The organism is Amycolatopsis sp. NPDC058986, from assembly GCF_042741125.1.
Classification (GTDB): Bacteria; Actinomycetota; Actinomycetes; order Mycobacteriales; family Pseudonocardiaceae; genus Amycolatopsis.
The window spans coordinates 41,105-61,651 of sequence record NZ_JBHYJW010000038.1 but is presented as its reverse complement, the minus strand read 5'-3'; the positions used below and the strand labels follow the sequence as shown (position 1 = coordinate 61,651).

The window sequence follows — 20,547 nt, the reverse complement described above, 5'->3', positions numbered from 1 at the left end:
GACGCTCAGGAGGCGATGCCGAGATCCTTGATCAGTTTGGCGACATGGCCGGTGGCACGGACGTTGTAGGCCGCCTTCGCGATCTTGCCGTCGGCGTCCACGATGAACGTCGAGCGGATCACGCCCTGCACGATCCGCCCGTAGTTCTTCTTCTCCCCGAACGCGGACCACTCGGTGAGCACCTTCTTGTCCGGGTCCGAAAGCAGCGGGAAGGTCAGCTTCTCCGCCGCGACGAACTTCGCGAGCTTCTCCGGCTTGTCCGGCGAGATGCCCAGTACCTGATATCCGGCGTCGTTCAGCTCCGCCAGGTTGTCGCGGAAGTCGCAGGCTTGCTTGGTGCAGCCGGGCGTGCCCGCCGCCGGGTAGAAGTACACGACCACGGACTGACCGCGGAAGTCGCTCAGCGAGACGTTCTTGCCCTCGCTGTCGGGCAGGGTGAAGTCCGGCGCGGGGTCGCCGGGGGTAAGTCGCTCGGTCATGGCCGAAGAGTAACGCCTGGCACCGACATTCACGCGGGCCCGCAATAGGTGGCCACCGTCGGGTCCGTGGCACTCGGCCGCAACTGCAGGCGCATCTGCACCGGCTGCGTCGGCGCGGCGAACGCCAGGGTGATCCGCGCCGAACGTCCCGGGAGGACGTCCTTGCCCGCGTCGTAGACGCCGGTGAATCCTTGCGTCGCGTCGACGAGCTGTTTCGCGGGCGCGTCGCCGATCGTCGCGGTCACCGAAAGGCCGGAGAGCCGGTACGTCTCGACACCGTTGTTGACGACCTCGATGTCGAACGCCGCACCGCGCGGGCTCGGCGGGTACGCCGCGCTGCTCGGCTGGAACGACTTCGGCGCCGAGACCACGAACGACACTCCGCTCGCGAACCGGTGATCGGTGCCGAACCGCAGGTCGTGCCCGGCCTGCGCGGCGGGCGAGCCCGCCGGGGCCCCGCCCGCGCCGAGTGCCGCCGTCCCCTCCCGCGCGGGAACCCCGCAGGCCACCGCCGTGAAGAGCACACAGGCGGCGAGCAGGGCTTTCGGGGTGCGCGGGGGCGCCATCTCGGTTACTCCAGTCGGGGTGCAGGTTCGGCCGTTCGGCCTAGGTGGCGAGCCGAACCCGCTCCACTCTGGCCGCCTTCTCGCGCGCGTACGAGCGGAAGCGGGGTGTTGACGCGGACCTGGTGTACACCCGTGGCCGATCCGTGATCGGAACGGCACCCCCGGTGACCGAACTCACAGTGGCGTGGTCGCGCTTTCTGGAGGCGCTTTCCGGCTCAGCCGGCGAAGGCGGCTCAGATGGCGAAGGCGAAGAGGAAGATGAAGAGCGCGACCCCGAAGAACCAGGCGGTTATCAGCCACCCGAAGTCACGGACCGGATCGACCGAGCGGTTCTCCTCACCCGGCACGTACACGCCGCGCTCCTCGAACCAGTCCGCCCAGCGGGCCAGCCAGCGCAACGGATTCCGTGACGTCACCTCTCACCTCCCGCTCGCCGCGCCACTCTGCCACAGTACGTCCGGGAAATCCCGCACCGGAAGGGGACGCCATGCGCCGGACTTTCTTGCGATACCGCCGGAAGGTGGCCGTCCTGCTCGCGCTCCTCACCGGGCTCGGACTTCTCGGCGCGGTACCGGCGAATGCCGAAACCGGCGCCCCGCTCGCTCACCCGGTGTGGTTGTGCCGTCCCGGCTTGGTCGCCAATCCCTGCAACCAAACCCTGACCGGTGAGTCACAAGCCGCCGAACCCGGCGGAAAGTTCACCGCGGGTTACCCGATGTCCCACGGACGGGTGCCGCTCGACGTCACCCGGGTCGAGGCGGACGGACGCACCGGCGTCGAGCCGTTCGAATCCCCTTCCGCGCCGCCGGTCGACTGCTTTTTCGTCTATCCCACCGTCAACGTGCTCCCCAATCCGTTGCCGCAGCTCGGTTCGCTGCCGCCCGCGCGGGGCGACGACCAGATGGCCGTCACGCTCGCGCAGGCCGGTCCGCTGCTCGGCCGGTGCCGGATGTTCGTGCCGTCGTACCGGCAGGCGTCGCTGGCCGCGCACGTCGTCGGCGTCGCCACTCGCACGACTCCCGACTACGCGCTGGGTCTGCGTGACGTCGAGCAGGCGTGGGACACCTACTGGCGCGACTACAACGTCGATCCGGTGACGCACCGGCGTCGCGGGGTCGTCCTGCTCGGCCATTCGCAGGGAGCCGCCGACGTCGCGAGCCTGATCCGCGACCGCGTCGACGGACGGCCCGACGTCCAGCCTTCGCTCGTTTCGGCGCTGCTGCTCGGCGGGAACGTCCCGGTCCCGATCGACCGTCCGGCGGGCGGTGGTGCCGATCCGGACGCGGCCTTCCAGTACGTGCCCGTCTGCGCCCGCGCGTCGGCGGCCCAGCCGGTGCCCACCGGATGCGTCACCGGCTACTCGTCGTACAAACAGCCCGGCGACCGGACGCTCCCACCGGACTCGGTGTTCGGCGTGCTCGCCAAACCAGGCCATCGCATTCTGTGCCTCAACCCCGCCACCCTCCTGACCGGCGCGCCCGCCGACGCCTCGGCGGACCTCGACGCGCGCCTGCCGACCCAGCGGCTGGTGGAAGGTAATCCGCTCCTGCCGGGCGGCCATCTGGCGCTGTTGCTCGCCGGGACGACGTTGACGACTCACCCGACCGGCTACGCGCGCTACCCGGGCCTGGTGAGCGGTCAGTGCCTGTTCCGCGAATACCCGGGCGGTAACGCCAGCTGGCTGCAGGTCCGCGGCGGCGACGCGCAGATCGGCGGCCCGGGGACCGGACAGGGGCTCGGGCTGCACGTCAAGGATTTCAACCTGGCGCTCGGGGACTTGACCGCGCTGGTCGCCGCCCAGAGCGCCGAATGGCTGCGGACCCACTGACGCGGGCGGTGCGAAGATGAACTGTTCAACGCTGCCGGAAAAAGAATTCCGGGGCGTGACCCGGCGGTGACCTGGTAGACACGAGTTGGCCATCCACGCGCCCGCCGTGAGACAATCCCAGCGGTGTCGCAGCCGATTCCGGCGGGAAATGTCCTTTTCCGCCCGGCTTTTTCTTACAGATTCTTTCAAGGTCCGACTGACTTTTACAGCTGGGCCGCGGGTCTTCTTTTGTGCCGCTTTCCCCGGTTAACGTCGGGAAGTCCCCGTGAGGGGAAGCCGACACTCCTGTTCCGCGCCGGTCGCGGATAAGCCGTACGGAAGTGAGTTGCGTTGCTCGTGAGCATGTCGTCCGAGGTGACCGTGTTTTCCGATCGTCCAGAGGCATGCGAGGCCATCGCGGCCCTGCTTACCCGCGCGCCCGCGTGTCGCGGCGCGGACGTCGCCGTCGTCGCGTACGGTGGCACGCTGCCCGCCACAGCGCTGCGGCACTGTGTCGAGCGGCTCGGCCGGTCCTACCGGGTGCTCGTCGTCCTGCCCGAGGGTGCGGCCGCCCAGGTGCCGGACCTGTTGCGGGCCGGGGCGCTGGGATTCGTCGACGCGCGTTGTGACGAGCAGGAGTTTTTCGACGCTCTCGCAGTGGTCGCGCGTGGAGCGGTGTACGTGGCCGCGGACGCGCGACAGGCCTTGACCGCGTCGCCTGCATCGACGCCCGCGCCTCCGTCGGTGCTGACCCCGCGTGAGCGCGAAGTGCTGTGCTGGATCGCCAACGGTTACACGCATTCCCAGACCGCCCGCCGGATGGGGCTTTCCAGCGCCACCGTCGACACCTACGTCAAACGGATCCGCGCGAAGCTCGAGGTCCGCAACAAGGCCGAGCTGACCCGCAAGGCGATGGAACTCGGGCTCGTCGGACAGGAGCCGGTGTCAGTCGCCGCCTGACCGGCGTGCCGGCGGCAGGGACACGCTGAACCGGCAGCCGCCGGGGATGTTCCGCACCGCGACGCTGCCATGGTGCGCTTCGACGATCCCGCGCACGATCGCCAGCCCCAGCCCGCCCCCGGTGTCGCTCCCGGAGCGAGCCGGGCTGCCTCGCCAGCCCGGCTCGAAGACCTTGCCGAGATCCTCGGCCGCGATACCGCCGCAGGCGTCCGACACTGTGATCACCGCCTGGCTCTCGTCGGCGGCGGCGGCCACCGTGACGGTCCCGCCGGGCCGGGTGTGCCGGATCGCGTTGCCGAGCAGGTTTCCCAGTACCCGCGACAGCTGCCGGACGTCGACGCGGACCTCGACCGCCGCGATGCCGCCGGGCGCAAGGTGAACGCCCCGGCCACGTGCCTGCGGTTCACATGCCGAGACGGTGTCGCTGATCAGGTCGAAGAGCGGCACCGTCCGCAGGGACAGGGTGAGCGACTGCGACTGGATGCGGGAGAGGTCGAACAGATCGGTGACCAGCTGGTCGAGGCGCTGGGTTTCCTGCAGGATCTGCCGGTGGTACCGGTCCTGGTCGGGGGCGACGCCGTCCTGCAGCGCCTCCGCCATCGCGCGCAGGCTGCCGAGCGGAGTGCGGAGATCGTGCGAGACCCACGCGATGAGCTGCCGCCGCGAACTCTCCAGCAGCCGCTCGTGTTCCCGCGACGCGGCGAGCGCGGTGCTCATCGCCGCGAGCTCCTGGCTCAGCACTTCCCATTCGGCGGCACTGTCGCCGGCGGGCGCGGCGAACCGGCCCTGGACGCCCATGCTCCGCGCCGCCTGCGCGAGGTCGCGGCTGCCGTGCAGGAACCGGCGGCCGAGCAGCAGGCAGACGACCAGTGAGACCGCCGTGCACGGAATACAGGCGAGCAGGATTTCCCGCAGTTCCGGATACGCGACCCGCTCCATAAAAGCGAGCGCGAACATGCTCGCCGCGATCCCCGCCACCGGAATGACGATGAGTACGACCATCATCACCACGAGCGAGGACCGGCGCAGCAGCCACAGGAAAGCGGAACCGATCAAGGCGACCGCGACCGAGCACCACAACGACACGAGGGCTATTTCGAGCAGAGGGTGCATCCGGGCCGATTTCCCGAGGTCTCGTGAGTTTGCTTGCGGTGAAGAACGGCGTGAACCGGCATCTGTACAATCTGTTTCCAGGCGCGGCCGAAGTATAGGCTACTCGGAGGTATGTGAGACCTGTGGCGTCCGATTCCGACCGTCAGCGTTTACCGTCCCCGCAGGACGCGGCCGCAGCCGAACCAGTTCGGACCCTGCGTGTCTTCCCGCCCGTCGACGCGGGCGACGGCGACCGGGCGCGGCTGAAACTGGTGGAGGACACCGGTTCCGCAGCCGGGATTCCCGTGCCAGGGTCCGAGTCCGCGCCGGAACCCGACTACGAGAAGGTCCCGCTCGAAGTCCTGTCCGGAACCGCCGCCCGTGCCACCGCGGCGCCGGAGGGCACCGCGCCCGCCGCGGGCAAACGGTGCAAGCTGCCGTCGACCCCGGCGCTGATCGCGCTCGCCGGAGCCGCGGTGGTGCTGGTGTCCGTTCCGTTCCTGATCACCGGAATGTGGGACGACCCGAAGGCGGGCATGAGTAACGAGCCCGCCACCGAGGTGTCCGGTGTCCCGGTGCTGACCGGTGGGCCCGCGCCGGGCCCCGCGGGACGGCCGATGCCCGGAGCGCCCTCCGCGCCGAACGCGCTGGGCGGCGCGCCCGCGTCCGGTAGGTCGGGCGATCCCGCTGGTGTGCCGGGAGCCGGTCGGCCGCACCTCCCGGCGCGGGCCGATGCCGTGTTCGCGGGGCCGGGCTGCGCCAACACCGCCCGGGTGTCGTACCAGAAGGTCGGTGAGTACGCGAAGGGCCGCGAGGGCTGGAACACCTACCAGGGCGGTTCCACCGAGGCGGGGTGTTCGGGCGTCTTCGACGCGGTGCCGATGGCGGGCAACGCCGACGGTTCCCCCGATCCCCAGACCTACACGAAGTGGCTCTTCGACGTTTCGGATGTCGTCACGGTCGGCCAGTGCACGGTCTCGGCGTACATCCCGAACGACACCAGCACCGATCACGTCGGCGCGGTGAAAGCGCACTATTCGGTCTTCCACTCGCTGACCTCGTCGGCCGACAACGTTGTCGGAGTGGCGGATGTCGATCAGACCGCCCATCTCGGGCAGTGGGTGAGCCTCGGCGGGCCGTTCAAGATCGACACCGGCAGGCTGTCGGTCAAGCTCAACAACAGCGGTCTCGACTGGAACACCGGCGACGGCAAGACGAACTACCGGCACATCGCGTCCGCCCAGCTGAAGGTGAGCTGCTCGCCGAGCTGAGCCTCATCCGGCCCGCCAGCCGCGACGGCGGGCGCGGGGGAGGACGACGGCACCGATCGCCACGAGCGCGATGATCGTGCCCGCCACCGCGGCGACGATCCCGGCGAGCACCTCGGGCCCGCGTTCCGCGGGTGCGGGCATGCGTACGGCCGCGGGTGCCGCCGCGGCCGTGGCGGCACCGGAAGGCAGTTCCGCGGTGACCGCCGCGGCCGGGTCGACGACGCCGTTGCCGAGCAACGGATCCGGTATGCCACCCGCCGGTGGGTAAGCGGTTTCTTTCAGGCGCCGCGCGGTTTCCGGGCCGGACAGCGCGGGCCGGTACGACCGGACGAGCGCGGCGGTGCCGGACACCATGGCCGCCGCGACGGCGTCGCCGCTCGCGGTGAACAGGCCAGGGCCGCCGGGGCCGGGGCCGGTGATGGCGGCGCCCGGCGCGGCGAGATCGACCCGGATTCCCGGGAGATCCGTCCGCATCGGCGCGCCCTGCGGGGTGAGCGCCGCGACTGAGACCACCCCGGGGTAGGCGGCGGGGTACGCGGCCACCGGTTTCCGCCCGGCGGCGACCGCTGCCGGTGCGACGATCACGGCGCCGGCCGCGACGGCTCCGGCGACCGCGTCGGCGAGTTCCGGCGAGGGCTCGACGACCGCCGCCGACACCTGGACGATCCGCGCGCCCGCCGCGAGAGCCGTGCGGATACCGGTCGCGAGCGAGGGGGCGGTGGTGCCGCCGGTCCGGTCGGTCACCGGCACCGAGAGCACGCGCGCGCCGGGCGCGATGCCGCTGAAGCCGCCGCCGGGACGGGGCGCGGCGGCGACGATGCCTGCCACGAACGTGCCGTGCCCGACGCAGTCCTTTCCGGCGCCTTGCACCTTGCCGGACAACGCGGGCGACGTCGCGTCCACACCGGTGTCGAGCACCGCGACGGTGACGCCGGAGCCGTCGGTGTGCGTCCAAGCTCGCTCCGGCCGTAGCCTCGCCTGCGCCCACGGCGGGTCGTTGGTGTCCACTGTGGACGCGGTGCGGCAGGCCTGGTTCTCGTTCAGCGACTGGGTGATCGGCGGCATTTCCGGCGCGGCGGACGCCGGGGCCGCGCCCAGTACCAGCGTCACCGCCACACAGAGCACGGCCGTCCAACGGAGAGCAGATCGCACACCACGACGGTAGCCGTCCCGCGTCCACTGGGGACAGTCCCGGAAAAGGGTCTTCACCCCACCGGGACGGGCAGATCCTCGGCGCGGAGCAGGCGCAGGTCGTCGAGGGTGGGCGAATCCAGCCGGGTGATCCGCCCGGCCTGGCGGGTCATCGCCGATTCCAGGAGCTGACGCGCATAGCGGGCGTTGCCGAAGGAGCGGTCATGCGGCACCTGCTCGAAATGCGCGCGCAGTGCCGCCACCAGCTCCGGTCCGCAGTCGTAGCCGCTGGAGGCCGCGCTGCGCGTGACGATGTCGACCAGTTCGGCGGGTTCGTAGTCGGTGAAAACGACGGTGCGGGCGAACCTCGACGCCAGACCCACATTGGAGGCGAGGAACTCCCGCATTTCCTCGGTGTACCCCGCGACGATCACGACGACGTCGTCGCGGTGGTCCTCCATGAGCTTGACCAGCGTGTCGACCGCTTCCTGGCCGAAGTCGTTGCCGCCAAGGGAGGTCAGCGTGTAGGCCTCGTCGACGAACAGGACGCCGCCCAGCGCCCGCTCGAACGCCTCCTTGGTCAGCCGCGCGGTGTGCCCGACGTACTTGCCGACGATGTCGGCCCTGCTGACCTCGACCAGCTGCCCGGTCGGCAGCACCCCGAGTTCGGCGAGGAGTTCGCCGTAGAGCCGCGCGACGGTCGTCTTGCCGGTGCCCGGCGGTCCGGCGAACACCGCGTGATTGCCGATCGGCGGGGTCGGCAGGCCCGCGGAGGCGCGCTTTCTGTTCGCCTCCAATAGGTTCACCAGATCCTCGACGGTGTCCTTCACCGCGCCGAGCCCGATCATCTCGCGCAGCCGCGACAGTGCGGACGGCGGTTTCCGGTCGGGCGGCAACGCGGCGTTCTCGCTGATGTCGGAAGGCAACAGCAGGGAAAGGTCCTCCTGTCCGGCGTCCGGCCGCGCGGCCAGCCGCACCGCCTGCCGGTCGATCATCTCCTCGAACAGCTTGCGCGCGGCGCGGCCGTTGCCGAAATCCGGGCCGCGGTGCATGCTCCGGAAGTGCTCGCGCAGTGCGCCGCGCGTGTCGTCGGCCAGCCGGTAGCTGTGCGCGGCACAGGTCCGCTCGACGATGGTGACCAGTTCGTCCACCGAGTAATTGCCGAATTCGACGGTGCGGTTGAACCGGGAGGCGAGACCGGGGTTGGAGGCGAGGAATCCGCGCATCTGCTCCGAGTACCCGGCCGCGATCACGACGACGTCGTCGCGATGGTCTTCCATGAGTTTCACCAGCGTGTCGACGGCCTCGCGGCCGAAATCGGGGCCATTGCCCGATTCCTGCGCGGTCAGCGTATACGCCTCGTCGATGAACAGCACGCCGCCGAGCGCCTTGGTGAACGCCTCGGTGGTCTTGATCGCGGTACCGCCGACGATGTGCGCGACCAGATCCGCCCGCGAGACCTCGACGAGATGCCCGCTGCGCAGTGCGCCGAGCGACGCGAGGATCGTGCCGTACAAGCGCGCGACGGTCGTCTTGCCAGTGCCCGGCGGGCCCGCGAAGATCAGGTGCCTGCTCATCGGCAGGCCGGGCAATCCCGCGCGCTGACGGCGTTTGGCCATCTGGTTCAGGTTGATCAGGGTCGTGACCTGGTGTTTGACGCCGTCCAGCCCGACGAGCGCGGTCAGTTCCTTGACCGGACCGAGGCTTTCCGTGTCGTCGTCCCCGGCCGCGCGGTTGTCCCGGCTTTCCAGGTTCTCCACCGAAAGCCGTTCGCTCGTGCCGGGATGTCCGACGCCGGCACCGCCGTTGCCCACGGCGACGCAGTCGGTGACCTCGACCGGCTCGGTGGTGTCGACGTGCAGGCCGTCGCGGGCGTTGCCGAGCAGTTCGCAGCCGGTGAGCGTGCTGCGTCCGCCGGGGCTGACGAGCACACCGTGTCCCTTGTTGTCCCGGACCTTGCTGTTCGACAGGGTCAGCTCGGCGTGCTCGGCGACGCTGACGCCGTCGCCGCCGCAGGCGCGGATCTCGCAGTCGCGCAGCAGCCCGGTGCCACCGGGTTCGATCACGACGGCGCCGCCGGGCAGGTCGTGGAGCATCGTGGTGCTCACACAGGGATCGGCGTCGTCGCCGATCCGGATGCCCGGCCCGGCGGTGCCGGTGATATCGGAGTCCTCCAGCCTGCCGTGCCCACCGGCGAAGAAGGCGGCACCATCGCCGCGTACGTCCTCAATGGACACTCGGCGCAGGAGCGGGTTGGCGCCCGCGCGGACGGTGATCGCGGTGCCCTCGACGTCGCGGATTTCCAGCTTGTCGAACTCCGCGACGCATTCGTCGGTGAGCTCGACGCCGTCCTGTGCGCAGTCGTACACGGTGAGATCGCGGAAAACCGGGCCGGCGAGTTCGCCGACGTGGACCGCCGCCCGCCCCGCCGAGAACACCCGCAGGTTTTCGTAGCTGCCGCGGGCCTTGTCCTTGACGAAGACGCCGTGTGCCTTGGCCCGGCCGATCTTGCAGTCCCGCACCACGGGATCCCCGCCGAGGACGACGATCCCGTGTTCGCGGGAGCCCACGAAGGAACAGTCCCGCAGGACGGGCCTGCCGCTCGTGTTCAGGTACGCGCCGATGGCGACGTCGGTGACGACGGTGCCGGTGACGGTCGTGGTGGTGCTCGCCTCGAGGGCGATGGCGGGCTTGTCGGTGCGGGAGATCTGGCAGTTCTCGACGAGGCCGGACGATTCGGCGTTCGCGCAGACGCCGTTGCCCCGGCTGTCCCGCATGACACAGCGCCGGATGACCGAGGCGGCGCGGTCGCTGAGCACCACCGCGGAACTGCCAAGATGCTCGAAAAGGCTGTCCTCGACGACACTTCCGGCCTCCGAAGTGTCCACGATGCCCGCACCGGCCGCATTGGACACTCGGCAGCCACGCATCGCGAGTGAGCCCGATTCCCTTGCCAGTACGGCGGTCCATGCCGAACCGACGACCTCGCAGTCGTCCATCGCCGCCTGTCCACGAGGGACGTCCACAGTGGGCAGTTCGGCGTCCTTGCCGCGGAGAACGAGCCCGGACAGCTGCACGGCTTCCGATGTCACGCGCACGACACTGCCGCGGACGGGAGCCAGTTCGACGCTGCGTGATCCCTCGGCCGCGGTGATGGTGACCACCTTGGTGATCACCAGGTTTTCCCGGTACCGCCCGGGATGGACCGAGATCACCGAACCGGGGCGGGCCGACTCCAGTGCGGCGGTGATCGTCCGGTAGCCCTCGGGTCCTTCCGGGCTGACCGACAGGACGGGCCGTGCCACGCTCCACTCTCCTCACGAGCTGACGGGTGCGCGTCCAGTTTGCCCGCCGTGTCAGGGAACCGGCAGTCCCACAAAGCGGCCCTGGCGTCCCTTCTTCTGGGACTGGCCGGGGGAGTGGGCGGGGAGTGGAATGGACGGGATGACGATGGGGTTCCGCGCCTTGCTGTCCACTGTGGCCGGACGTCGCGCGGCGCCGGGGTCCCGCCGCGCGCTGCGGGCGGAGATCGACCGCCTGCGGCGGGAAGTGGCGCGGTCGGGACGACGGCTGGCCGAGGCGGAGCGGGAACGCGCGGCGCTGCGCCAGGCACAGCGTGACCTGATCACGGGGCTCTCGCACGAACTGCGCACCCCGCTCGCGGCCATCCGCGCCGCCGCCGAGGCGTTGGACGACGGCGTCGCGGCCTCGCCGGAGAAATACACGGCGAGCGTCGTGCACCAGTCGCGGCGCCTGGACCGCGTGGCGGGTGACCTGTTCGAACTCGCGAAGGCGCAGAGCAGGGCGGGCCGGGTGGACCGGACGGTGGTGCCGGTCGGCGAACTGCTCGATTCCGCCCTCGCCACGGCGCTTTCGTTCGCGCTGGAGCGCGGCGTGCGGTTGCGGCAGACCCGGCCGGAGCCCGAACTGACCGTCGCCGTCGACATCGCGGTGCTGACCAGGGCACTCACGAACGTGGTCCTGCACGCGGTCCGGCACACGTCGGCGGGCGGGCAGGTGACCGTGCTGGTGACCGGCACCGCGGGCGACGTCGAGATCGTCGTCGACGACGCCTGCGGTGGACTCCCCAGCGGCGAGCCCCTCGGCGCGGCCGAACCCGGCGAGGCCGCCCTGTCGGTCACGCGCGGCCTGGTCCGCCAGCACGGCGGTGACCTCCTGACCACCCACGCCCCCGGTGGCTGCCGCTTCAGCCTCCGCCTTCCTGCCTGATCACGTGAGTTACGCGCCTGATCACGCGAGATCTCCCTCGGATCACGTGAGTTCGCCGCAACGTACCTGGCGACGTCCCGTGCGCGAACCGAGATCTCCCGTGATTGGCCGGAGATCTCGCGTGACGGGAGACGCAACTCGCGTGATTGGAAGCGTAACTCGGGTGGTCAGCCGAAGCGGTAGCCGACGCCCCAGACGGTGGTGAGGATGGTCGGGGTGGCGGGGTCGGTTTCGATCTTTTCGCGTAGCCGCCGGACGTAGACGCTCACCATCGCGGTGTCGCCGACCTGCCACTGCCAGACCTGTTGCATCAGTTCGTCCTTGCGCAGGGTTTGGCCGGCGTGGGTGAAGAAGAACTCCAGCAGGTCGAGTTCGCGGCTGGTGAAGCGCAGCGGGCGTCCGGCCTTGGTGACGTGCCGGGTCGCCGGATCGAAGGTGAGGTCTTCGACCCGCAGTTCCCGCGGGGCCGCGGCGACCGGCTGCGCGGCGGAACGCCGGAGCAGCGCCTGGGCGCGCAGGGCCAGTTCACGCGGGCTGAACGGCTTGGTGACGTAGTCGTCCGCGCCGAGTTCGAGGCCGTGGATGCGGTCATCCTCCTCACCGAGGGCGGTGACGAGGATGATCGGCACCGAGCTCATCTCCCGCAGTCGACGGCACACGTGTGTGCCGTCGAGCCTCGGCAGCATCCGATCCAGGATCACCAGGTCGGGCTTGAACGCGGAGAAACTGTCCAGCGCCATGACGCCGTCGCTGGCCACGGCGACCAGCATCCCGGAATGGCTGAGATAGCCGGCTATCACCTCGGCCATCGTCGGGTCGTCCTCGACCACCAGGACCCGATGGTTCCGTGGCGCGGTCTGTGTCAGCTCGTCTGGCCCGCCGGTCACTGCACCTTCCCGTCACTGCCGCCCCACCGGGGTCGAGAGTAACGGGGGTGTGCAGTCAGTGACCGGCGAGGTGGGGCGTCTGGACCTGGACGGTCCGGCGTCGGGTCGCGTACTGCGCGCGGCCGGGCGGCAGCTTCAGCGGCCGGACGTCGTTGAACAGCGGGCCCTCCGACGGCGGGCAGGACAGCAGCGCGACCGGGGTGTTGATCTCCGCCAGCCGCCTGAGCAGCGGGTCCTGCTGGCCCCGGCCGATGGTGGTGGCACTGCGCGCGACGACGACGTGCAGGCCGATCTCGTAGCCGTGCGCGAGGTGGTCGAGCAGGGCGAGGAACGGGGTGTCCATCGGGTCGGTGCCGATCAGGTCGTGGTCGTCGACGACGAGGAACAGCTCCGGCCCGGTCCACCAGTCGCGCAGTGGCAGCCGGTCCGGCGTGATTTCCGGGCCGGGCACGCGTTTCGCCATCGCCCGCGACGAACCGGCGACCGCCTCGCGCACCAGGTCCTTCGACACCGCGTAGCCCAGCCGGTACTCCTCGGGGACGGCGTCGAACAGCTGCCGCCGGGTGTCGACGAAGGTGATCCGCGCCTGCTCCGGGGTGTACCGGGAGACGACGCCGCGGGCGATGTGCCGCAGCAGGTTCGTCTTGCCGGTCGCGTCGTCGCCGACGACCACGAGGTGCGGATGCTCGGTGAAGTCGTGCCACAGCGGGTTCATGTCCTCGCCGGACAGGCCGAGCGGGATCCGGAGCGCGCCTTCGGCCGGTGGCAGATCCGCCACGTCGAGCACGGCGGGCAGCGTCCGCACCGGTGGCGCCGACGGGCCGTGCCACGCCCGCGCGATCGCGTGCACGAGCGCCGCGGAACCCGCCGCCGGGTCCTCGTCGGTCCCGAGCCGCGGCAGCGCGGTGAGGAAGTGCGCCTTGTCCTCGGTCAGCCCGCGTCCCGGGATCTTGGGCACGGTCGCCGCCGCCCGCATGTTGATCATCGACTCGACCGGGTCGCCGAGCCGTAGTTCGAACCGGGTGCCGAGCTGATCGCGCAGCCCGCCGGTGATCTCGCCGGACCGTGTCGCGGTGATGACCAGATGGACGCCGTAATTGAGCCCGCGCGTGGCGAGCAGCGTGAACGTCGGCACGAGATCCATGAAGTCCTGCCGGATCGTGGCCCAGCCGTCGACGACGAGGAACACGTCGCCGTACTCCTCGCCTGCCAGCTGCCCGGCCGCGCGGCGACGGCGGAAGTCGGCGATGGACTCGATGCCGAGTTCGGCGAACCGCTGCTCCCGCTCGGCCAGCAGCGACGTCACCTGTTTGATCGTGCGGTGCAGGCGCTCGGTGTCCAGCCTGCCGGTCACACCGCCGACGTGCGGCAGCGCGGTCAACGCCGTCAGCAGGCCGCCGCCGAAGTCGAGGCAGTAGAACTGGATCTCGCGCGGGGTCCGGATCAGCGCGAGCGCGGTGACCAGGGTGCGCACCATCGTGCTCTTGCCGCTCTGCGGGCCGCCGATGATCGCGACGTGTCCGCCCGCGCCTTCGAGATCGGCGATCAGCGGTTCCCGCAGCTGCTCGAAGGGGCGGTCGATGATCCCGGCGGGCACGGACATCCCGCGTTCCTGAGCGTCCACTGTGGTCAGTCCGCGGTCCGGGGACCTGGTCAGCGCGGGCAGCAGCTCGGTCAGCGACGGCGGAACGTCCAGCGGGGGCAACCACACCCGGTGCGCGGGCGGGCCCGAGTCGTCGAGCCGGTCGACCGCGACACCCAGCAACGTTTCCCCGGTGGCCTCGGGCTCCGGCTCTTCGGCGACGGGCAGTTCACGCGGCGGGACGTACGCGGAGGTGTAGGGCACGATCTGCCTGGCCACGATCGACTGCCGGGTGTCCCGCCGGGTCTGGCGGTATTCGCCCGAAACGTAGGCGGCTTTGAATCGCGTGAGCGTGTCCACATCGGTTTTGAGGAAGCCGTTGCCCGGCTGGGGCGGCAGCTGGTAGGCGTCCGGAACCCCCAGCACACCACGGCTTTCCATGGCCGAGAACGTGCGCAGGCCGATCCGGTAGGAAAGGTGCGATTCGAGCTGGTGCGTGCGGCCCTCGTCGAGCCGTTGCGAGGCCAGCAGCAGGTGGACGCCGAGGCTGCGGCCGAGCCGTCCGATCATCACGAACAGGTCCATGAACTCCCGATGCGCGGCGAGCAGCTCGCTGAACTCGTCCACCACGACGAACAACGTCGGCAGTGGGGCGAGCGGCGTACCGCAGGCGCGGGCCGTCTCGTATTCGAGGACCGAGCTGTAGTTTCCCGCCTTGCGCAACAGTTCCTGACGCCGGATCAGCTCACCGTGCAGCGCGTCCTTCATGCGTTCGACGAGCACGACCTCGTCGGCGAGGTTGGTGATCACCGCCGAGGTGTGTGGCAGCCGGTCGAGACCGAGGAACGTCGCGCCGCCCTTGAAGTCGACGAGGACGAAGTTGAGCGTCTCCGAGGAATGGGTCAGTGCCAGGGAAAGCACGAGCGTCCGCAGCAGTTCCGACTTCCCGGAACCGGTGGCGCCGATGAGCATCCCATGCGGGCCCATACCGCCCTGCGCGGACTCCTTGAGGTCCAGTTCGACCGGCGTGCCGTCGGCGCTGACCCCGATCGGCACCCTCAGGCGGGCGGCGCCGACGTGCCGGGCGTGCAGTTTCGCCAGGTCCGCGCCGCGCAGGTCGAGGATGGTGAGCAGGGTGGTCAGCTCGAAGTCGGTGGTCAGCGGCTCGGTGCTCTCGGTGGACACCGCGAGCCGGTACGGCGCGAGCAGCCGTGCGAGCGACTCGGCACGGACGGTGCTCAGCGTGTCCGGCGTGCCGATCGGGGTCGCGGTTTCCTTGCCACCGCGTTCCGTGCGCACCAGTTCGGCCTTCCCGGCGTCGACGCGCAACAGCAGTGTGCGCGGGTCGGACTCCCAGTCCAGCGCGCTGCCGAGGTCGAGCACCGTGACGTTGCGATAGCCGGCACCGGCCATGCGGCTGCCGTGCGCGGTGCTGGCGCCGTCGAGGACGACGATCGTGTAAGGCTCGTCCTGGGTGGGCATCGCGTCGCGGTCGAAGAACGGCCGCCCGGCCAGTTCCTCGCCGAGCAGGCCCTCCAGTTCGCCGATCGACTCGGCGACCAGCCGCACCGGGCCCGCGCCGTCGGTGTCGGCCGGATGCAGGTTGTGTGGCAACCACTTCGCCCACGACCACGCGGCGTGCTCCTTGCCGACGATCACGATTCGCAGGTCCTGCGGGGCGTGGAACACCGCCAGCTGAGCCAGGATCGCGCGGGCCACACCGCACGCGATCTCGGCGTCGCCGCGCAGCAGCACCCGCGCGTACGATCGGAGGTACACCGCGATCGGCTGGTCCGGCACCGTGCCGTAGGCCCGGATGAACCGGCGCAACGCGTGCGCGCAGAGCGGTTCGAGGTCCTCGACCGGTTTGGTGGACAGCGGGGACAGCCGGGTCCCCAGTTTCTGGTCCCCGACAGCGATCCGGACCTCGCCGAAATCCGGGTGGTCCGGCCGGGTCTCCCACAACCGCGACGTCCGGATCATCGACGACAGCGCGGCAGGGGCGGGATGCCGCCAGCCCTGCGCGCGCTGCTGGTCACCGATCGTCGCGCGCACCTTCTTCCGCGCCTGGGCCAGATAGCGCAGGAAGTCGCGGCGCGCACCGGACATCTGGCGCTTGCGCTCGGAGGCGGCGCGCAGGAACTGTGCGGCGAGCATGCCGACGGCGGCGAGCACCATCAGGCCGATCGCGAAGTACATCAGCGTGCCGCCCGCGCCGGAACCGGGCCGCAGGAAGATCATCACCATCGCCAGCGAGGACAACGCCATCGGTAGATAGGTGATGACACCGCTGAAGCCACTTTGGACCTCGGGCAGCTCGGGTGGCTCCTGGAGGCTGATCTCGCCGGAGGGCATCGGCGGTCCTGGCTGCCGTTCGGGGCGGCGGAACAGCACGATGCTCACGGCGGTGTCCTTTCCGGTCGGAACTGGCCGGCGAAGAATCGCACGCCCGCCGCCGGGAATCAGGTCCCGTAAATCGGCGACGTTACAAGCACTCGTTCTGTGGATAACGTCGTCGATGGAATCCACAGTGGACAACAGGAGTGTGGAGTGAACAGCACCGTCGCGGGCCTGTGCCGCTTGTCGATCCGGGCGCGGGGGAAGAGCTTCGACCTGGCGGTCCCGGCCGACGTGCCGCTGGCCGACCTGCTGCCCACGATCGTCGGCTACGCGGGCGACGACCTCGACGAGGCCGGGCTCGACCACGGCGGCTGGGTACTGCAGGACCTCGGTGACGCGCCCCTCGACGAAGAACGGACGCCGGAGGCGCTCGGCCTGCGCGACGGTCAGGTGCTGTACCTGCGCTCGCGTCAGGACACCCTGCCCGCGGTGCACTTCGACGACATCGTCGACGGGATCGGCGCCGGGCTGCGGGATCGGCCGGGGGCATGGCATCCGGCGGCGACGAAGTGGCTGATGCACGGGATGGCGCTCGTGGTCGCCGCGTTCGCGTGGGCCGGGATTCTCTTGCCAGGCCCCACGTTGCCGCGTACGGCTGCGGCGATCGTCGTCGCGTTGCTGCTGCTCGCCGCCGCGGGCTCGGCGTCGCGCGCGGTCGGCGACGCGGTGGCCGGGACGTTGTACGGCGTCGCGGCGGTCCCGTTCTTCGCGCTCGCCGGGCTGCTCGTCCCCGGCTCGTCGGCCACCCCGGCCGCGCTGCTGCTCGCCTCCGCCACCGCGGCCGCGGGCGGGGTGGTGCTCGCGCTCGTCGCCTCCGGCACGCATCCGCACGTCCACCTTGGCGTACTCGTCGTGTGCGTGTTCGGGGTGCTGACCGCGGGGATCATGGCGGCCACCGGTGAACTCGCTTCGGCGGCCGCCGTGGCCACGGTGGTGGCAGTGCTCTTCGGCGCGTTCGTCCCCGGCCTCGCGTTCCGGCTCGCGGGGCTGAAGATGCCGCCGCTGCCGACCAACGCCGATCAGTTGCAGGAGGGCATCGACCCGCTGCCGAGCCGGACGGTCCTCGACCGGGGTGCCGTCGCCGACCGGTACCTCGTCGCGTTGTTCCTGGCCACCGGCCTCGTGTGCGCAGCGGCGATCACCGGCCTGCTCACGGCTTCCGGCTGGGCACCGGCGGTGCTGGCCGGGGTGCTGAGCGCCCTGCTGCTCCTGCACGGCCGCGAGGTCGGCGGCGTCCGCACCCGGCTCGCCGTGGTGCTGCCCGGGGCGTACGGCCTCGTGGCCCTGGCGATCACGCGGGCCGTGCACCTCGCGCTGCCCGGCAGGCTCCTGCTCATCGTCGGCGCGCTGCTCGTCGGTGCCGCGCTCATGGTGGCGGGCTGGACGGTGCCGGGACGGCGCATGGTGCCGTACTGGGGCCGCGTCGCCGACGTCGTCCACGTCCTGCTCGCGGTGGCGCTGCTTCCGTTGACGCTGCTGGTACTCGGCGTCTTCGGCTTTCTCCGCGCCATCAACGGATAACACCCCGACTCGAGGAAGGCGTGGCCCGTGCGGTCCCGACGCGATCAGGTTCAGGCGCACCTGTTCATCATGGGCAGGCTCGGCGCGGGCATGCTGCGTGCCGACCCTGATATCCCGGACACCCCGCAACGGCGGACGACACGGGGTATCGCGATCGGTGTCGCCGTCACCGTCCTCATCGGACTCGGTACCGTCCTTTTCGGACTCATCAAACCCGGCGGCGCGACGTCATGGCAGCAGGCGGGCACGGTCGTGGTCGAGCGGGAGAGCGGCGCGCGGTGGATCTACCTCGGCGGCGTGCTGCATCCGGTGCTGAACCAGGCCTCGGCGAAGCTGCTCGCCGGTCCGTCGCTGTCGGTGCAGGAGGTTTCGGCGAACTCGCTGGCCGGGACGCCGCGCGGGACGCCGATCGGGATCCCCGGCGCCCCGGACGGACTGCCCGCCGCGGACGCGCTCAGCTCCGCGCCGTGGCTCTCCTGCGCCGCGCCGGACGGGGACGGGCAGCCACGGAACTACACCCTGCTCGTCGGCGAGGCCGGCGGCCGCCCGCTCACCGCAACCGACGCGCTGCTCGTGTCCGGTCCGGACGGTGCGGTGTTCCTGGTGTGGTCCGGCCAGAAGCTGCGGATGGACCCGGCCGCGGGCGGTCCCGCCGCGCTCGGCTACGGCACCACCGACCCGGTCAAGGTGCCCGCGGGTTTCCTCAACGCGCTGCCGTCCGGGCCGGATCTGGTCGCCCCGGACGTGCCCGGCCGGGGAAACGCGGGACCCGATCTCGCGGGCAGGTCGAGCCGGGTCGGGCAGTTGTTCAAGGACACCGCCGGGCGGCCGTACCTGCTGCGTGAGGACGGGCTGGTGCCGCTCACCGCGACGTTGTTCGCCCTGATCGGCGGCGACCCGAAGACGCAGAGCGGTGCCTACGGCGGACATCCGGTCGACGTCCGGCCCATCGGTGCCGGTGACGTGACCGCACATGCGGCGCCACCCGCGGCGAAGGCCGCTTTGACCCACAACGATGCCTTGCCTGACGCGCCACCGGGGCTGCAGCGCGACGATCACGACTTCGCGTTGTGCGCGGCCACGACGTCCGGGCAAAGCGTGTCCACGAGCACCCTGCTGGTGCCCAGAGCGGTGACCGACGCGGCGAAGCCGCCGATGGCTCAGCCGGGTGTCGCGCTGTCCTGCGCGGGGCCCGACCGGGTCGCGATCGCGCCGGGCAGCGGCGTCCTCGTGCGTAGTGTGTCCACAGGGGACGGTGCGAGCGACGCCGTTTCGCTGGTGGCGGACAACGGTGTCGAATACCCCGTTCCGACCGCGGACGCGCTCAAGCAGCTCGGTTACGAAGGCGCAACCGCGGTCCGGATGCCCGCGCTGCTCGCCGGCCAGTTGCCCACCGGGGCCGCGCTGGATCCCGGCGCCGCGGGCAAACCGGCCGGCGGGCAGACGCCGGCATCGGCGAAGCGGTGCTGATTCTCCTTCGATGTCCCTGTTTTTGGGGCGTGGAGGGAACTTCGCCTCGGTCGTAGGTTCGTCTCGGCGGTTCCCGGCACAAGCAAGGAGCGAAAAGTGGTCCAGCAGAACATCAGCGTCCCGTATTCCGAACTGGCGAAAGGAATCCAGGAAATCCAGAACCATGCCAACCAGATGAACCAGACCAGCATGTGGGTGAGCGACGTCCGCTCGCACCTGCAGCAGATGCACCGCTCGGATTCGGCGCGGCTGTACCAGCAGAAGGTCGACCAGTGGAGCGAGGGCTACCAGAAGGTGAAGACCCAGTTCGACGACATCATCGGCAAGCTCCAGAACACGGTCAACAGTTTCCGGAACACCGACGGCCACAACCAGAACCTGACGGCGAGCTTCCAGACCACGCCGGAATACGGCTCTTCCTACGAGAACGCGCTGAGCTGACCCGAGGAGAAACTCGTGAACGACGAACAGTACATCGAGCCGACCAACGTCCAGGCGGTCGAGCACGACATGACCATGATCTCCAAGAAGATCGACGGCCAGATCCAGGATCTGGAACACCGGATCACCAAGCTGGTGCAGCAGACCGGCGGCCAGTGGAGCGTGGACTGGCAGGCCAAGCAGAAGCTCATCCACACCGCCCAGGCGCAGATGAACACCCAGTTCTCGCACGGTACCCGGATTCTCGGGGCCATGCGCGAGGCGATCCAGCGCACCGACCTCAACAACGCCAATCAGTTCTAGTTCCGGGGTGACCACGCATGGTTGAGGAAAAGGGAAACCACGGTGGTGACACGATCGCCTACTCGGACTCGGCGGTGGCGGATCAGAAGAAGCAGCTGACGGACTTCCGCGCCGAGTTGACGTCTCATCCGGCGATTCTCGCCCTGCAGCGCTTCGGCGTCGGGGGCGGCACCCCGGATTCGACCGTGATGGCCGGGACGTCGGCCATGGGGCAGCAACTGAGCACTCAGTTCGCCGCCTTCGCGAAGTCGGCGTCGGACCAGGTCAAGGATCTGGCCGACAAGACCGTGATCGGCTGGATCGACGGGCTCGAGAACTGGGGCAAGAACTCCCAGGACACCGAGCACGAGAACTTCGGGTCGGCCCAGCAGTACCAGACCGACCCGAATACCGGCGGCCACGCCTGA

At 70.3% G+C, this 20,547-nt stretch carries 17 protein-coding genes; 9 read left to right on the top strand and 8 right to left on the bottom strand.

The features are described from left to right. Positions 1-5: 5 nt before the first annotated feature. The 3 genes from bcp to ACFW0G_RS29130 form a co-directional block, all read right to left on the bottom strand. The gene (bcp, locus tag ACFW0G_RS29140) at positions 6-479 is read right to left on the bottom strand and encodes a thioredoxin-dependent thiol peroxidase (protein WP_378328614.1); all 474 of its coding nucleotides are present in this window, start codon (positions 477-479) and stop codon (positions 6-8) included. A 29-nt stretch (positions 480-508) separates the two neighbouring features. Then, positions 509-1,045 carry a hypothetical protein gene (locus tag ACFW0G_RS29135; RefSeq protein ID WP_378328613.1) on the bottom strand — a complete coding sequence of 179 codons (537 nt, stop codon included), beginning with the start codon at positions 1,043-1,045 and terminating at the stop codon, positions 509-511. Between the two features lie 233 nt (positions 1,046-1,278). Then, positions 1,279-1,461: a hypothetical protein gene (locus ACFW0G_RS29130; RefSeq protein ID WP_378328612.1), complete on the bottom strand. Its 183-nt coding sequence runs from the start codon at positions 1,459-1,461 to the stop codon at positions 1,279-1,281. 71 nt (positions 1,462-1,532) lie between these two features. Here ACFW0G_RS29130 and ACFW0G_RS29125 point away from each other — a divergent pair, with 71 nt between their 5' ends. Both ACFW0G_RS29125 and ACFW0G_RS29120 read left to right on the top strand, forming a co-directional pair. Continuing rightward, entirely contained in the window at positions 1,533-2,873 is a 1,341-nt protein-coding gene (locus tag ACFW0G_RS29125; protein WP_378328611.1) for a DUF3089 domain-containing protein, read from the top strand. A gap of 342 nt (positions 2,874-3,215) precedes the next feature. After that, positions 3,216-3,812 carry a response regulator transcription factor gene (locus tag ACFW0G_RS29120; RefSeq protein WP_378328652.1) on the top strand — a complete coding sequence of 199 codons (597 nt, stop codon included), beginning with the start codon at positions 3,216-3,218 and terminating at the stop codon, positions 3,810-3,812. Here ACFW0G_RS29120 and ACFW0G_RS29115 read toward each other — a convergent pair. Further along, entirely contained in the window at positions 3,798-4,925 is a 1,128-nt protein-coding gene (locus tag ACFW0G_RS29115; RefSeq protein ID WP_378328610.1) for a sensor histidine kinase, read from the bottom strand. The two genes, ACFW0G_RS29120 and ACFW0G_RS29115, sit on opposite strands and share 15 nt — an antisense overlap. A 122-nt stretch (positions 4,926-5,047) precedes the next feature. On the opposite strand from ACFW0G_RS29115, the gene ACFW0G_RS29110 reads away from it, so the two are divergent. Continuing rightward, positions 5,048-6,175, top strand: coding sequence for a hypothetical protein (locus ACFW0G_RS29110; protein ID WP_378328609.1), 1,128 nt, complete (start codon positions 5,048-5,050; stop codon positions 6,173-6,175). Between the two features lie 3 nt (positions 6,176-6,178). Here ACFW0G_RS29110 and ACFW0G_RS29105 read toward each other — a convergent pair whose 3' ends face one another. Together ACFW0G_RS29105 and ACFW0G_RS29100 are read right to left on the bottom strand one after the other, a co-directional pair. Beyond that, positions 6,179-7,327, bottom strand: a complete 1,149-nt coding sequence (locus ACFW0G_RS29105) for a S8 family serine peptidase (protein ID WP_378328608.1) — start codon at positions 7,325-7,327, stop codon at positions 6,179-6,181. 53 nt (positions 7,328-7,380) lie between these two features. Then, on the bottom strand, positions 7,381-10,611 hold the full coding sequence (locus tag ACFW0G_RS29100; protein ID WP_378328607.1) for a right-handed parallel beta-helix repeat-containing protein: 3,231 nt from the start codon (positions 10,609-10,611) through the stop codon (positions 7,381-7,383). 139 nt (positions 10,612-10,750) lie between these two features. Between ACFW0G_RS29100 and ACFW0G_RS29095 the strand changes: the two genes are divergently transcribed. Further along, the gene (locus ACFW0G_RS29095; RefSeq protein ID WP_378328606.1) at positions 10,751-11,536 is read left to right on the top strand and encodes a histidine kinase dimerization/phospho-acceptor domain-containing protein; all 786 of its coding nucleotides are present in this window, start codon (positions 10,751-10,753) and stop codon (positions 11,534-11,536) included. 167 nt (positions 11,537-11,703) lie between these two features. Here ACFW0G_RS29095 and ACFW0G_RS29090 read toward each other — a convergent pair whose 3' ends face one another. Then, on the bottom strand, positions 11,704-12,423 hold the full coding sequence (locus ACFW0G_RS29090) for a response regulator transcription factor (RefSeq protein WP_378328605.1): 720 nt from the start codon (positions 12,421-12,423) through the stop codon (positions 11,704-11,706). A 55-nt stretch (positions 12,424-12,478) separates the two neighbouring features. Beyond that, on the bottom strand, positions 12,479-16,408 hold the full coding sequence (eccCa, locus tag ACFW0G_RS29085) for a type VII secretion protein EccCa (protein WP_378328604.1): 3,930 nt from the start codon (positions 16,406-16,408) through the stop codon (positions 12,479-12,481). A 147-nt stretch (positions 16,409-16,555) separates the two neighbouring features. On the opposite strand from eccCa, the gene eccD reads away from it, so the two are divergent. From eccD to ACFW0G_RS29060, 5 genes are all read left to right on the top strand, one after another. Beyond that, entirely contained in the window at positions 16,556-17,926 is a 1,371-nt protein-coding gene (gene eccD, locus ACFW0G_RS29080) for a type VII secretion integral membrane protein EccD (protein ID WP_378328603.1), read from the top strand. Positions 17,927-17,953: 27 nt separating this feature from the next. Then, positions 17,954-19,396, top strand: a complete 1,443-nt coding sequence (gene eccB / locus ACFW0G_RS29075) for a type VII secretion protein EccB (RefSeq protein ID WP_378328602.1) — start codon at positions 17,954-17,956, stop codon at positions 19,394-19,396. Positions 19,397-19,492: 96 nt separating this feature from the next. Further along, entirely contained in the window at positions 19,493-19,837 is a 345-nt protein-coding gene (locus tag ACFW0G_RS29070) for a WXG100 family type VII secretion target (protein ID WP_378328601.1), read from the top strand. 15 nt (positions 19,838-19,852) lie between these two features. Then, entirely contained in the window at positions 19,853-20,140 is a 288-nt protein-coding gene (locus ACFW0G_RS29065; protein ID WP_378328600.1) for a hypothetical protein, read from the top strand. A gap of 17 nt (positions 20,141-20,157) precedes the next feature. Continuing rightward, the gene (locus ACFW0G_RS29060) at positions 20,158-20,547 is read left to right on the top strand and encodes a hypothetical protein (protein WP_378328599.1); all 390 of its coding nucleotides are present in this window, start codon (positions 20,158-20,160) and stop codon (positions 20,545-20,547) included.

What these genes read in the sequence shown, in the direction of transcription:
- bcp (WP_378328614.1), bottom strand. Translation starts at nt 479, where the DNA reads ATGACCGAGCGACTTACCCCCGGCGACCCCGCGCCGGACTTCACCCTG.
- ACFW0G_RS29135 (WP_378328613.1), bottom strand. Translation starts at nt 1,045, where the DNA reads ATGGCGCCCCCGCGCACCCCGAAAGCCCTGCTCGCCGCCTGTGTGCTC.
- ACFW0G_RS29125 (WP_378328611.1), top strand. Translation starts at nt 1,533, where the DNA reads ATGCGCCGGACTTTCTTGCGATACCGCCGGAAGGTGGCCGTCCTGCTC.
- ACFW0G_RS29120 (WP_378328652.1), top strand. Translation starts at nt 3,216, where the DNA reads ATGTCGTCCGAGGTGACCGTGTTTTCCGATCGTCCAGAGGCATGCGAG.
- ACFW0G_RS29115 (WP_378328610.1), bottom strand. Translation starts at nt 4,925, where the DNA reads ATGCACCCTCTGCTCGAAATAGCCCTCGTGTCGTTGTGGTGCTCGGTC.
- ACFW0G_RS29095 (WP_378328606.1), top strand. Translation starts at nt 10,751, where the DNA reads ATGACGATGGGGTTCCGCGCCTTGCTGTCCACTGTGGCCGGACGTCGC.
- ACFW0G_RS29060 (WP_378328599.1), top strand. Translation starts at nt 20,158, where the DNA reads ATGGTTGAGGAAAAGGGAAACCACGGTGGTGACACGATCGCCTACTCG.